This is a genomic window from Salisediminibacterium beveridgei, assembly GCF_001721685.1.
GTDB classification, from domain to species: domain Bacteria; phylum Bacillota; class Bacilli; order Bacillales; family Salisediminibacteriaceae; genus Salisediminibacterium; species Salisediminibacterium beveridgei.
The window spans coordinates 564,217-578,566 of sequence record NZ_CP012502.1 but is presented as its reverse complement, the minus strand read 5'-3'; the positions used below and the strand labels follow the sequence as shown (position 1 = coordinate 578,566).

The 14,350-nt window shown below is 49.6% G+C and carries 12 protein-coding genes; 2 read left to right on the top strand and 10 right to left on the bottom strand.

Going from position 1 to position 14,350, the window contains the following annotated elements:
• Positions 1 to 5: 5 nt before the first annotated feature.
• The 5 genes from BBEV_RS17325 to BBEV_RS02465 all read right to left on the bottom strand — a co-directional run bounded on the left by BBEV_RS17325 (position 6) and on the right by BBEV_RS02465 (position 4,903).
• A complete protein-coding gene (locus BBEV_RS17325) occupies positions 6 to 149 on the bottom strand; it encodes a hypothetical protein (RefSeq protein ID WP_157100906.1) in 144 nt (47 codons plus the stop codon).
• Entirely contained in the window at positions 130 to 1,740 is a 1,611-nt protein-coding gene (locus tag BBEV_RS02480) for an ATP-dependent helicase ComFA (protein ID WP_069364023.1), read from the bottom strand. The genes BBEV_RS17325 and BBEV_RS02480 overlap by 20 nt, the downstream gene beginning before the upstream one ends.
• 156 nt (positions 1,741 to 1,896) lie before the next feature.
• Complete coding sequence (locus BBEV_RS02475; protein WP_069364022.1) at positions 1,897 to 2,754, bottom strand: DegV family protein; 858 nt, start codon at positions 2,752 to 2,754, stop codon at positions 1,897 to 1,899.
• Between the two features lie 158 nt (positions 2,755 to 2,912).
• On the bottom strand, positions 2,913 to 3,611 hold the full coding sequence (locus BBEV_RS02470; protein ID WP_069364021.1) for a response regulator: 699 nt from the start codon (positions 3,609 to 3,611) through the stop codon (positions 2,913 to 2,915).
• 149 nt (positions 3,612 to 3,760) lie between these two features.
• A complete protein-coding gene (locus BBEV_RS02465) occupies positions 3,761 to 4,903 on the bottom strand; it encodes a sensor histidine kinase (RefSeq protein WP_069364020.1) in 1,143 nt (380 codons plus the stop codon).
• Between the two features lie 228 nt (positions 4,904 to 5,131).
• On the opposite strand from BBEV_RS02465, the gene BBEV_RS02460 reads away from it, so the two are divergent.
• On the top strand, positions 5,132 to 5,767 hold the full coding sequence (locus BBEV_RS02460) for a YigZ family protein (protein WP_069364019.1): 636 nt from the start codon (positions 5,132 to 5,134) through the stop codon (positions 5,765 to 5,767).
• A 126-nt stretch (positions 5,768 to 5,893) separates the two neighbouring features.
• On the opposite strand, the gene BBEV_RS02455 is transcribed toward BBEV_RS02460, so the two are convergent.
• From BBEV_RS02455 to BBEV_RS02445, 3 genes are all read right to left on the bottom strand, one after another.
• On the bottom strand, positions 5,894 to 6,205 hold the full coding sequence (locus BBEV_RS02455) for a ComEA family DNA-binding protein (protein ID WP_069364018.1): 312 nt from the start codon (positions 6,203 to 6,205) through the stop codon (positions 5,894 to 5,896).
• Positions 6,206 to 6,337: 132 nt separating this feature from the next.
• A complete protein-coding gene (gene dcd, locus BBEV_RS02450; protein ID WP_069364017.1) occupies positions 6,338 to 6,922 on the bottom strand; it encodes a dCTP deaminase in 585 nt (194 codons plus the stop codon).
• A 211-nt stretch (positions 6,923 to 7,133) separates the two neighbouring features.
• A complete protein-coding gene (locus BBEV_RS02445) occupies positions 7,134 to 7,400 on the bottom strand; it encodes an iron-sulfur cluster biosynthesis family protein (RefSeq protein ID WP_069364016.1) in 267 nt (88 codons plus the stop codon).
• Positions 7,401 to 7,557: 157 nt separating this feature from the next.
• On the opposite strand from BBEV_RS02445, the gene BBEV_RS02440 reads away from it, so the two are divergent.
• Entirely contained in the window at positions 7,558 to 8,943 is a 1,386-nt protein-coding gene (locus BBEV_RS02440) for a Na+/H+ antiporter NhaC family protein (RefSeq protein ID WP_069364015.1), read from the top strand.
• Between the two features lie 30 nt (positions 8,944 to 8,973).
• Here the strand turns inward: BBEV_RS02440 and putP are convergent, their stop codons facing one another.
• Together putP and ppc are read right to left on the bottom strand one after the other, a co-directional pair.
• Complete coding sequence (putP, locus tag BBEV_RS02435) at positions 8,974 to 10,413, bottom strand: sodium/proline symporter PutP (RefSeq protein ID WP_232318347.1); 1,440 nt, start codon at positions 10,411 to 10,413, stop codon at positions 8,974 to 8,976.
• Between the two features lie 452 nt (positions 10,414 to 10,865).
• The gene (gene ppc / locus BBEV_RS02430; protein ID WP_069364013.1) at positions 10,866 to 13,634 is read right to left on the bottom strand and encodes a phosphoenolpyruvate carboxylase; all 2,769 of its coding nucleotides are present in this window, start codon (positions 13,632 to 13,634) and stop codon (positions 10,866 to 10,868) included.
• Positions 13,635 to 14,350 lie beyond the last annotated feature (716 nt).

The window sequence follows — 14,350 nt, the reverse complement described above, 5'->3', positions numbered from 1 at the left end:
ATGAGTCAGTTTGGTAGTTGTTCATCAAAAGAATGGACTTGCTCATCAATAGTTCGCGGCTGTTCATCAATATCAGGATCCTGCTCATCAAAAAAGCCCGCTTGCTCACCACGCCAGCCCTTCTGCTCATCAAAAGCCCTCTGACTCACCGCCCTGCGGACTGTCTACTTTTACCGGTTCAGCATTCATCCCGGTGATATGCCGGATCGCCTGGTTCATGGCGCGTGTCGCCCCGTAGTGAAAGAAGGCAATGTCACCGTCCGGCTGATCGGCCCGCCGTCCGGCACGGCCCGCCATCTGGACGAGGGCCGCTTCTGTAAACACGTCGTCTTCCGCGCCGAGTATCGCGACCTGGGCGCCGGGGATCGTGACGCCGCGCTCGAGGATCGAGGTGGTGACGATCACCTTGATCCGCCCCTCCCGAAAAGCCGTGACCTTCTCGGCGCGCTCCGGGTCGGCGGCGTGCACGTGGGCGATGGTGTCTGCCGTCAAACCGTCGCAGCCCGCGATCAATGCGTTCACCACCGCTTCTTCCAGATCAATCCGCGGCACGAAGAGAAAGGCAGGCCGTCCTTCAGCGAGTCGGCCATTGACCCAGTCGAGGACCTTCCTGGATAGCGGTGTTCGCCACTTCGCTTTTTTCAGCCGTTCCTGCCATTCGCCGATCCAGACCTTTTTCGGAACGGGCAGCGGGTGACCGTGATAACGCCGGGGTACCCGGGCATAGGGCATTGCGCCGCTCAACGCCCGCCGCTTCAGTTTTTCCGACGGTGTCGCGGTGAGGTAAACGAGTGATCCGTCCGGTGACAAGGCGTCCTCCACGGCGTACTGCAGCCGCTCATCGGCGGTATACGGGTAGGCGTCCACCTCGTCGATGATGATGAGCGCGAATGCCTGTTTAAAGCGCATCGCCTGGTGCGTGGTCGCAATCACGAGCTCTGCATCAGCAAAACGGTCCGGGCAGTCCCCGTAAAAGCCTGCCACCTCCGTCGATGAGAAGGCGGCAGAGAGGCGCGGTACCAGCTCCTTCACGACATCGGTCCGGGGCGTGGCGATCATGACCCGCTTCCCTGCTTGCAGGGCTTCGTGGATCAGCGGAAACAGCATTTCCGTCTTCCCCGCACCGCATACCGCCCAGCAGAGCGTCTCTGGCGTGCCCTCTTTCACTTTGGCCAAGAGCATAGCTGCCGCTTTGGCCTGGGCTGCTGTCAGCTCCCCCTGCCAGTCGAGCGTGACAGGGGCCTGCTTTTCAGCGGCAGATTCTCCGGAAAACGGCACCACAAACAGGCTGCAAGACGCGACCCGGCCCATCTGGATGCATGCCCGGCAATACCGGCACGCTCTTTTGCAGCGCCCACACCCGGGAATGAGACCGGTGACTTCAGCGCCGCAGCGTCCGCATGTATCGCCGTCATCTTTTATAGCCGTTTCATAGCTCAGATAACCGGCGCGGACATGCTCATCCACATCCGCCAGCGTCACTTCACTCAAAACCTCATCCAAAAGCAGCCTGCGCCCCCGGGTCATCGTCATGAGACGGGCACAGGGTTCAAACTCCTCCCTGTAAGGGTGAATCTTCGGCATACCTTTTGTCTCGGCTAAGGTCACCAGCCGGGACGGATCAAGCCATTCGTCAGGAATGCCAGGGAGCCGTTCGGGCACAAGCCAATGGTCCACCCCTGAAAAGGCATGACAAAAAAACGTCTCCGCTTCTTTTACGGATACTTGAATAAAACGCATAAGCGTCGCCTCCATAACTATTCAGTTCTCAAAAGTTGGATTGGGTGTTCGAAGTGGAGCGAACCGGTTGTTTCCGGGGAGAAAAAAGCGGGCGCCGGCTGGTTTGGTGGCCAGACAGCGCCGGTATGATGTGGGGTATTGCGAATGGATAATGCGTTATATCGCTAAGTCTGCATCGGTCCAGCCGATACCAAGACTCCCTTCTCCGAGATGTGTCCCGATGACCGGGCCAAAGTGCGACGTCGTCACTGTGACGTCCGGATACTTGGATTTGATGTATTTTTTCAGCTCTTCCGCTTTTTCAGGCCGGTTGGCGTGGATGACAACCACGTCAAGGGCTGCGCCGAACTTGGCGTCTTCATGGAGAAGACCGAGGATTTTGGCAATCGCCTTTTTGGCGGTGCGGACTTTTTCATAGGGCACGATCTTTTTATCATCGAAATGAAGCACAGGTTTCACCTGCAGGAGACTCCCCACCAGCATCTGCGCGCCGTTCAGACGCCCGCCGCGGTGGAGGTGATTGAGGTCATCGGCCATGAAATAGGCGCGGGTGCGCTGTTTCATTTTTTCCAGATGGCTCAAAATCTGTTTTGCCTTCATGCCGTCTTCGGCAAGCTTGGCCGCTGTGATGACATAGAATCCTTGAACGTAGCAGCTCACTTCCGAATCAAAGAGGTACACGTTCGCCCCCTCCACCATCTGTGCAGCGGAATGTGCCGTTTCAAAGGTGCCGCTGATGCCGCTTGATAAGGTGATGACGAGGATGTCATCAGCCGTCTTTGCCAGACGGGTGAACGTCTCTTCAAATAGACCGATGGAAGGCTGACTTGTCGTCGGCAGTGCTTCGGTTGTCTTCATTTTTTCATAGAATTCCATCGTGCTGATATCCGTCTCTTCCTGATACATTTCATCGCCAAACATGACGTTTAAAGGCACCATCGTGATGCCATGTGCATTGCGAATATCGGAAGGGATGTAGGAAGTGCTATCGGTAACAATTGCGGTTTTGCTCATGATCAATCCCTGCTTTCTGTTGGTCTTGCGTTTTTCAATCCGCTTCCTGTTAACTCATATCGTAACAAGAGCCGTCCCTGCTGTCTACTAAAATATAGAAAACGCACCAGTCCATTCACCGGTGCGTAAAGAATCCTGCTGTTTGGATCATGTTTGAATCAGTTCACTTTTACCCAGCCATTTTTAATCGCGTCCACAACGGCCTGTGTGCGGTCATTCATGCTCATCTTCTGCAGAATGTTACTGACGTGGTTTTTCACCGTCTTCTCGGAAATGTAGAGGGCTTCCCCGATGGCCCGGTTACTCTTACCGTCTGTCATGAGCTGCAGTACTTCGCATTCCCGGCGCGTCAACAGGTGCAGCGGGCGGCGGTATTCCACTTCACGGAATCCGATTTCGCCGTTGTTGCCATTCTCGTTTGCAAGCCGGCGGTACTCCTTAATGAGATTATGCGTCACTTTCGGGTGAATATACGATCCACCGTTGCCGACAACCTTGACGGCTTCAATCAATGCTTCGGTATCCATTTCTTTTAACAGGTAACCCGCGGCGCCTGTTTTCAGGACATGCGTCACATAGGATTCATCGTCATGAATGGACAGGATCAATACCCGTACATTCGGGAACGATTTCAGTAAGTTTTTCGTGGCATCCACTCCGTTGATGCCAGGCATATTAATATCCATGAGGACGACGTCCGGCTTATTCTGGCGGACCAGGTCCACGACATCTTCCCCGTCGTTGCCTTCTGCCACCACTTCAAAACCCGGCTCCATCGTCAGGATCCGTTTGACCCCTTCGCGAAACAGTTGGTGATCATCAATTAACAATATGCGCAATTTATCCTGATTTTCCATGTTTACTTCCTCCTCGATTCGTTGTTACTATACAGTTGTTGACGCAAGACCGGTTTCATAAAATGTGTTTACAATCCATCTTCTCGAAATCACTGTCGTTTGTACATCCGTCTATCAACGAAAATTTCCGGGACCTCTGTTTAAACCACCTAGACCTTTTGAGGGACAGGTACCTGAAGCATGATCAAGGTTCCCCTTCCTGACTTGGAATCGATCGTCAATTCACCATCAAGCAGTTTGACCCGTTCTTTTATCCCCACAAGACCGAAACTGTTTTCTTTTTTGGCCTCACTATCGAACCCTTTGCCATCATCTTTCACGATCGCTGTAACGCCTGTTTCAGTAATCTCAATCTTCACACTGATGGTGGTCGCCTTCGCATGTTTCGCTGCATTTTGGACGGCTTCCTGGATAAACCGGAAGATCGCCACCTCCATATGTGCAGGGAGACGCGTTTCTTTGCCGATGTTCCTGAAGTTTACGTCCACACCTTCCTGGAACTCGTTCACATTATCAATGAATTTGTTCACCGTTGGCACCAGCCCGAGATCATCGAGTGACATTGGTCGAAGGTCGTAGATGATGCGCCTCACTTCACTGAGTGACGCTTTGACCATTTTCCGAAGATCCTGAATCTCAAAGCGGGCGCGGTCCACCCCGTCCTGATCGAGCACTTTCTCGACCAGTTCGGAACGAAGCAGCACGTTTGCCATCATCTGCGCAGGTCCGTCGTGAATTTCACGGGAGAGCTTCTTGCGCTCTTCTTCCTGGGCATGGATGATTTGCACCCCGAATTGCTGCATCTGTTCGGCATCTGCCACCATATCCGACACATTCTTTAAGTCGCCACTCAAGTATTGCATCACCGCGTTGATCTGATTGATGAGCTGATCGGCACGGTCTACGGTTTGCCCGAGAGTCATCAGGCGACGCTCGATCTGTGAACGGCGCTCCCGAAGCTGTTTCTCCTCCGACCCGAGCACAGCCAGCTGTACCTGAAAATCTTTTGCCTGCTCATAGGCTTCCTTCACTTCTTGATCGGAATAGGAAGCGAAATGCTTACTCACCTCCGCCAGACGGTTTCGTGCAAATCGTGTGCGGATTTCCACCTGATCCTGCTTGTCGATCAGTTGAATGACTTTTTGCTGAATCTCCTGAAGCTCTTTCTTCAACTCGTCATATTCATTTCGCGATTGTTCAGCGATTTCAAAGATCTCCTCTTTACTGCTAGAAACCATTTCCATCATTTTATCAAGAATGACTTCGATTGACTTGGTTGTGTGCAATCTCATCCCTCTCTCTAGTAAGTTCCGGTCTATGGAAATCAATTGTGGCTTTCTGACCGTTGTCTACTTATAATAATAGTGTATAATAGGATATTTGTCTAAGATTCTTTTTAAAAAAAGTTAGCACCACCACCGGAGTACATAGTCATGATAACCTAAATCCGGTGACTGAACACATATTCCCACAACTTTTTAGAATTTGTTATGTCCATGCAACATCACAGGAGGTTTGTCATGTTATCGTCATATAAAACCGTCAAAGGGCAAGGAGAACATGAAATGGTCATTCAGAAATCACGCTTCATCGCTTACGTCACCCGGGCTGAGACCGAAGAAGCAGCGCAATCCTTTATCCAGGCCATAAAAAAACAGCACAGCCAGGCCAATCATAACTGTTCTGCCTACCTGATCGGTGAACACGATCAGATCCAGAAGGCCAACGATGACGGCGAACCGTCGGGCACAGCAGGTGTGCCGATGCTCGATGTCTTAAAAAAACAGGCACTGAAAGACACCGTCGTCGTCGTCACCCGCTACTTCGGCGGCATTAAGCTCGGAGGCGGCGGGTTGATCCGGGCCTACTCCAATGCCGTCAGTGAAGGATTAAAAGCGACCGGCATCGTCAAACGGGAACTGGCTGATCTTGTGAGCGTCCGGTTCGATTACACCCTCCTCGGAAAAATTGAAAACGAAATCCGCTCCTCTGACTTCATCCTGAAAGACATTGATTATGAGGATCAGGTGGTCCTGAATGCGTATGTACCGGCAGGTCATATGGACGCCTTTGAATCCTGGATGAACGGACTGACGAGTGGGCAGGTGGTTATCACGCCGGTCGAAGTCACTTATTTAGAACGAGCGTATGAATAACAGTAAGCAATTACCCAATTTGAACCAGTCGACGGGATGCGGTGTTTGTTGTAAAGCCGAAAATGCGTTTTACATCATATAAAAGACTTCCATATTTAGATGAAAGTCTTTTATAAAGTTTCTACGCTATTCGATTTTCAAATATGGTTTAATTTCTTCTAATTTCTTCTCACCAATTCCTTTTACATTCAAAAGTTCGTTCAAATCATTCAGATTACCATGATTCTTTTTATAATCCTCAATTTTATATGATAAGTCCGGACCTATGCCTGGTATGCTCATCAACGTTTCTGCACCTGCGGTATTCAAGTTTAGCTGTTTTTCTTCGCCCTTATTGTCTTTAAACAGATCGTCTTCGTTCTCTGGAATCGATTTATTCATGCTTTTAATGAAAAGAAAGCTTAGCATCGCACTGATAACAATTATGATTTTTTTCATAAATACCTCCTTCAATACATGTAATAATTACAATTCTTATTCGCCATCTTATTCTATAGTATACTAACTTCAGATTTTTTTCACTACATCTTACTGCACTGCACAAGCTAATCTCTGGTATTCTATCACCGGTTATTTACGGCTTCGCCTTTTCGTTTCAGACGATTCGATCCGCTTTTGATTCTCATAATCCAACTGGACGCGGCTCGCCGTGGCATGACTTTGATTCAGATACTTCCCTTCATACGGCTCCGCATTCCGGTCGACCTCAGCCAAAACGAGCTGACAGATTCTTCGGTTAATATCCAGTTCAATCGGTAAACGGTTCGCATTGTATAATTCCAACGTGATCCGCCCTTTAAAACCCGGATCCACCCATCCCGCATTCTGAATAAACAGCCCGAGCCGTCCGATGCTGCTTCGTCCTTCTACAAAAGCGGTCAGTGAAGTAGGGATCTCAATGTATTCCTTGGTTGTTGCCAAAAGAAAAGACTGCGGCGGAATGACGATGGAACCCCGTTCTCCCACATCAATTTCCCGGTATGCCGCTTCCGAAGTCAGGGACAGTTTCGTGCTTAAATGATCATCGATAACAAGGAAATGCGCGCCCAACCGTAAGTCAATCGATGCCGGCTGCACCTGCTCTTCGGTCATCGGATCAACCACTACTTCTCCGGCCTTCAGTTTTTCGGATATGGTTTTTCCACTCAGAATCATGTCGTATCCCTCCACATATCACAGTTTAAGTACATCTTTATTTTAACATATTTCTTCTTGTGAACTTCATACCGATCGGTATATTTAATTTACCTAAAGAAAACCGGGCTTGCCGTCCAGTCATTGGCGGAAGTCTCGGTTGCACTTAACCCATCCTGATTATGTATTAAAAAACAGCCCTTCATATCGAAAGGCTGCCTGTTTCTTCTGTTTAATGAACGGCTGTATGCAGTTTGATGCAATCGCCTTTATCGCAAAAGTCCAGGGTCATCCCTTCAAACATCCAGAGATCGTCTTCCTTGATGAAAAAGCGCACGCCGTTAACGACTGTGGACCAGTCACTCTCTTCGGAATCTGCTTTCTCCACCCCGAGGAAAAAGCCCTCGGCTCCTCTGACAAATAACCGGATTTCATCCTGCTTTGTTAACTCCATATCCTCTTTGTAAATCTGCGCTGCGCGATCTGTAATTTGTAACATCGTACATTCCTCCCCAAAATGAGTTGTGAAAAGACTTCGCTTGGTTCAGGTGCCGGAAATTGCGTTTTCAACACCGTCGTAGTTTTTGTGATCTATTTCACTAACTTGATAGTTATAATATAAATTAATCGAGGATGAAATACAATGGCTTACGAAGATGGTTCACAAAACCCTCATATTTCTGCAATTATGCTACAATACATTTTGGAATCAACAAGTTCGCTCGAAAGTCGGTGACACCATGCGCGCAACATTTTCATTCACTGAATTGATCTGGATCATCACCTTGACCGTCCTCGGACTGATGCTGGCCATCGTTTTGGATTTCCCGCTTCTGCTCGGCATTGCACCGGGCTTTGGCATGCTGCTGTATTTTGCTCGGGTCAAAGCAATTTCCTGGCAGGACATTGCTTCCTCTTGCGTGAACGGTCTGAAGCGGAATAAAGACGTCGCCTGGCTGTTGGTGTTTATCGGCATCCTTTTGCCGACCTGGGCTGTGGCGGGGACCATCGATGATTTGAATCTCCTCTTCCTGACCGTGATCTCAAACGAACACTTTTTCCTGATTGCCTTCTTGATCACAGGCATCATGTCCTTTATCGTCGGCTCATCGATCGGCAGTTTGAGTATCGTCGGTGTGCCGATGATGGCCACAGCCGAACAGCTCGGCATCTCGGTGTTCATCACCGCCGGCGCTCTCGTGTCAGGCTCCTTTATCGGGGACCGCACCTCCCCGTTATCGAGCTCATTTTTTCTGTTGGCCCACTCCCTGGAAGTCTCGGTGAAAGCACATTTCCGGGCGATTTTGCCCACGATGTTTATCACGGCAGGAGTGAGTGGTCTGCTCTATTCCGTGCTCGATTGGACCATGAACCAGGGAACCACAGCAATTGCTGTCACTGCCGGCAGTCAGCTCCATGTGCCGGACATCGCTTTGTCTCTGATTCCACCGGTCGTGCTGTTAATCATGATCTTGAGCGGCATGCCGATGCGCCGCTCCTTCACTGCGGGGATCCTCGCCGGAATCGCTTTGATCCTGCTCAGAAATGCCGCTTTCGCCGACTGGTTCAGCGGTGCCTTGACCGGCGTAGATAACCTGAACGGGTTGTGGCAGATGCTGCCGTTTATCCTCTTCATTCTGGCAGTCGGGATGTTCTCACAGATGATCGAAGACACGGAACTCCTGCAGCCCGTCATCAACCGCTATCTGACCAAAACCCGTTCCCTGTCGGGGACCACCCGGCAGTCGATCGGTATCGCCACCGCGGTATCGGTCATCTCTCCGAATCAGGCGTTCCCGATTATCGTAACCGCCCGTTCACTCTTGCCGCACTGGCGTACACATTTTTCTCAAAAAGCATTAAGCCGGGTGCTGGCCGATTCCACCGTGGTGTTCGCAGGCATTGTCCCGTGGAGTCTGCTTGCGATCCTGAACAGTTCGATTCTGGGTGTCCCTGTCTGGCAATACGTGCCCTTCGCTTTTTTCCTGACCCTCTCACCGCTGATCACAATTCTTTATTCATTAAAAGAAGCGCCCCGATAAATATCGGAGCGCTTCTTACTGTTATTGAATCTATTCGTCGATGTTGCCTTTGTCCATTCGCTTCGCCTTTTCAAACGTGTCCTGAATTTCCTGTGAAGGTTCAGGACTCGCCAAGGAGAAGATGACAATGAAGATACATGATACCACGAAGCCGACTACCAGCTCGTATAAGGAGAAGAAGCCTTCGCCGCCTTTGAGGAACGCGACCCAGATGAGCACGGTCAAACCACCGGAAAGCATACCGGCAAGGGCGCCGTTACGGGTTGTGCGCTTCCAGAAGAGCGAGAAGAGCACCAGTGGCCCGAATGTGGCACCGAGACCCGCCCACGCGTAGCTGACCAGCTCAAGGACCGTGCTGTCCGGATCCTGTGCAAGAATCAGGGCAACGATCGCAACCGCAAGGACGCCGAGACGGCCGACAAGAACGAGTTCCTTCTGATCCGCATCTTTACGGATCATCCCTTTGTAAAAGTCCTCAGCCAATGCAGAAGACGATACGAGTAACTGGGAGTCAATCGTACTCATGATGGCTGCCAGTACCGCAGCAAGCAAGATACCTGCAACAACCGGATGGAACAGTACCTGCGTAAATGCGAGGAACACCGTTTCCGGATTATCAAGCGGCTGATCGGCGAAGTACGCAATACCGATGAGACCGGTCATGACTGCACCCGTCATCGAAAGAACAACCCAGCTGATCCCGATCGCTCGCGCTTTCGGAAGTTCCTTCATGGATTTCACGGACATAAAACGCACGATAATGTGCGGCTGTCCGAAATAACCGAGCCCCCAGCCCATAAGGGAGATGACCCCGATAAATCCGGCACCCTGGAATAAGGAGAGGTTCGCCGGATCAACGGAACGGATGGCATCCATTGTCGGTCCCCAGCCGCCGAAGTCCAAGATGGCGACAATCGGAATCACGATCAACGCAAGGAACATAAGAATCCCCTGCACAAAGTCCGTCCAGCTGACCGCAAGGAAACCACCGAGGAAGGTATACCCGATAATGACAATCGCACCTACCCACAGGGCAGTTGTCTGATCCATCCCGAAGGTGCTTTCAAACAGAATCGCACCACCTACGAGACCGGATGATGTGTAAAACGTAAAGAAAATGAGAATAAGTACAGCGGATACCACCCGCAAAGATTTTGACTTGTCGTCAAAGCGGTTTTCAAAAAAGTCCGGCAACGTAATGGAATCATTCGCGACTTCCGTGTAAGCACGGAGACGTCCGGCAACGAACATCCAGTTGATGACCGCACCGATGGCAAGACCAATGGCAATCCAGGCCTCAACGAGACCGCTGGCATACAGAGCACCCGGTAAACCGAGCAGGAGCCAGCTGGACATATCCGATGCCCCGGCTGACAGTGCCGCAACCCCTGCGCCAAGCCGTCTTCCCCCAAGGACATAGTCAGATAGATTGTCTGTGAGACGGTAGGCAATCAACCCTAAAACCATCATACCGATTAAGTAAACAACAAACGTTACTACAATTGGTGTTAAGTTTTCAACCACGTTTGATCTCCTCCTTTTGAACATGCTCTATTTTTTTGTTTCAGAGCCTTGAATCAATGATTCAGGATACCTTAGCAGCATTTATACTTCAATTCTTGATCAATATGAACGATTCCCACGAAGTATAAAATTGGATCCCCCTGTTCCCTGCATCATTGACCTTGAAGACAGGACGATTTCCTTTTTTGCGTAACGGGATACATGATAGAATCAACAAATTCATATGTCTTCATGTAAAATTCCATTACATAAGTCCCGTCATCTAACCCCCCTCTCCTCCATTGGAATCACAGGCTCTCATCTTAGTATAGCTTTTTTTCTGAAAATTGAGAAGAAAAAATTAGTTTTCTGCAAAAAAGAATCCGGAGCAGCAAAGCTGCTCCGGGATTGTCAATTGATCAACCTGTATTTAAGAGTCCGGCTGCCACACCACTGATGGTGAGCAGGACTTCTGTCAGGAGTTCATCGGTATGTTCTTCGGTGGAGGACTCGCGCATTTTCTCGATCAGATCCACTTGCAGGAAGTTCAGTGGATCGACGTACGGATTTCGCAGGTGAACCGAATCCCGGATATTTGGTGAGAAATCCAGCAATTCGTTACTCTGGGATATCTTCAACAGCATCTCTTTTGTCAAATTAAATTCAGATTCGATGTTCCCGTAAATCCGTTGACCCATTTCCTGATCCTTCACGAGTTTCACGTATTCCTTCGCCGCAAACAGGTCTGCTTTCATCAGCGCCATCTGCAGGTTATTGATGGTGGAATGGAAGAACGGCCACTTCTGATACATCTCCTGAAGCATGGCCATGTTCTCTTCACTCTGGTTGGCATAGTGAGCCAGTCCTGTTCCTGATGCATACCAGGCAGGCAGCATCTGACGGCACTGGGTCCAGGCAAATACCCACGGAATGGCCCGGAGGTCTTCGAATTTTTCACTGCCTTTTCGGCTCATCGGACGTGAGCCGATGTTCAGCTCCTTCAATTCATTCAATGGCGTGGTTTCTTTAAAATACGTCAGGAAATCAGCATCTTTGAATACGAGGGACTGATATTTGTCAAGGGATGCCTTGGAGATCTCCTCCATCGCTTCTTCCCAATGCGGCCGGCGTGCATGGCAGCTGTCATCAGGCGTTGCGTAAACATTCGCCGAGGCTTCGAGTAAGGCAGACGCCGCCTGTTCCAGGTTCCGAAAGGCAATATCCCCTAAGAGATACCGGGAAGACAACACTTCGCCCTGCTCTGTGATCTTGACACCGTCCCCCAGGGTTTCCGCCGGCTGAGAGAGAATACTGCGGTTCAATGGACCGCCGCCACGCCCAAGGGACCCGCCTCTTCCATGGAAAAATTTCAGGCGGACATTGTATTCCTTGGCCATGTTATGAATCTTCGCCTGGGCTTCAAAGAGCTTCCAGTTCGCCGTCAAGGTCCCGCCATCCTTACTGCCGTCGGAGTATCCCAGCATGATTTCCTGATGATCCCCCCGTTCAGAAAGATGGTTGCGGTACGTATCCATTTCAAACAGCCGTTTCATAATCGCCGGCCCTGCCATCAGGTCATCGACCGTCTCAAGAAGCGGTGCCACATGCAGGTTGCTGTCCACGGTACCATCTGCGTGGAGGCGGTAAATGCCCGCTTCTTTTGCCAGCACCAGCACTTCCAAAAGATCTGAGGCAGATTGGGTCATACTGACAAGATACACTTCAATGGAGCGGTAACCAAACTCGTCATGCGCATCCTTGATCATCTGGAATACTTTGAAGATTTCACGGGTTTCCTTCGAGTAATCTTCATTTAACAGCATCAGTGGACGAGGGTCTTTCAACGCATTTTCCAGAATCGTCATTTTTTCTTCTTCACTCAGTGCCTTGTAATCATCAGTAATGCCGACGACTTTAAGGATTTCCGCAATCGCGGTTTCATGTTCGCCACTGTGGTTTCGGACATCGAGAGTCGCCAGATGAAAACCGAACAGTTCGACCTGACGGATCATCTTATTCAGACGCTTCAATTTCTGATCAGGCAACTGATGCTTTAAGGCATGCTTTCGCACGTAGCGAAGATCTTCGAGAAGCTCTTCTGCCACATCGTAGCCTGTGTTCGTTTTACCAACCTGGCGGATCCGTTTCCGCATGACACCTAGCATTCGCCGGTAGACTTCTGTCGTGACAGGCCACGTTTCGGCTTTCTTCATATATTCTTTCTCGTATTTCTCCATGGTGGCGATAAATTCCGGGTCAATGTCCACACGGGTAGTCGATTGACTGAAACGGCGCATCAGTTCCGTAATACTTTCTTCGTACTTCCTGAGCGTCAGACCGCGCTGCAGGTTCAACGTTTCCCATGTCACTTCAGGTGTGACAAACGGGTTCCCATCCCTGTCGCCGCCAATCCAGGAACCGAAATGAATAAAGTTCGGGACAGTAAAATTCTTCCCGGGATAATAACGCTCCAACTGTTCTTCAATTTCCAGGTGGACCGCAGGCAGTACGTCAAACAGTGTCGTATCAAAATAGTATAAACCGTTCTTCACTTCATCAATGACCGTCGGTTTTTTGAAACGGAGCTCGTCGGTCTGCCAGAGTGCCGTCACTTCATTAACGAGACTCTCTTCATAATCTTCCCGCTCTTTCTCGGTGAGAACGGGGTTATCAAATTGCTCAAGGATAAACGAGATCCGTTTTTGAATCTCTAAAATCGTCCGCTTCGTCGCCTCCGTCGGATGAGCGGTCATAATCAGCTCAATGGACGAATCGTTTAACACCTGCTGGATGACAGACTCCGGATAATCTTCCTTTTGAATGTTCACCACTGCTGATTCGATCGAACTTGGCTGAATGTTTTCGCCGCGTTTCATCCGGTACTGCCTGGAACGGCGGATCCGGTGGTGCTGTTCAGCGATATTCACCAGGTGGAAATAGATCGCAAATGCCCGGATCACCTGTTGCCTCATCGGAGACTTCAAATTCTCAATCCGTTTTTTCAGTTCATCTTCTCTCGCTTTGTCGTAGTTTTTACGAAGCGCCTTGGTCATTTCACGAATGTCTTCCACTTCTTCGAAGAGTTCCTGGCCTCCGTGATGTTTCAATACATCCCCTAAGATCTTGCCCAGCTTATTCACATCACTGCGAAGCATGGTGTTCGGATCTTTCTCATTAAGCTTTGCCATGTTCATATCCTCCTCTTTAAAGTCATTCCTTTTTCTGCACTTCAGCCATTCAATCGGGACGATTAACGTCCAACGTGACGATTTCCGTCCCGAATGAATGAAAGAAGAAGACTGTCAAGCCAGGAAATGATGTTTTTCCTTAACCTGATCCAGTCATCGTCAAACGGCAGATTCGCATAAGTGGTCTCATTCAGCGCCTCTTGGTGCGAGATTATATAACAGCATCTTACCAAGAACTGAGCCTCATGGCAATTTTTTTAGATAATTTTGATTATTCGACTGAACGATTGCAAGGATATCAGCCCGATTCAGGGAATCCTTGCGTTATCCGAAGTTGATCCACTATTGTCACCTATTTTAAAGTTCCTTTGCACGATAATCGATATTCCGGGAAATTTGAATGGCTATACTCATAGAAAATGAAGTGAATCTGCTACGTCGTTTGCCTGTTTACTGTGATCATTGGTCACATTTCAGTACTGAATCGGTTCGTATCATGTCGAATCGGCTCTGATCGAGCGATATAAACCCTGATCGATCAAGCTTCTAGCATTGTTCACAAAATGGCCACCATTCCTTAACAGGATCTTCACAATTTCGGCGTGCACAGACTTTCCCCTGCGTTATACTAGGGTCAAGAAAGATAGTTAGTGACCACCCACAATTATCATAAGCAATCATTACTTTTTTATCAGGTGGTGCAACTATCCAAAATT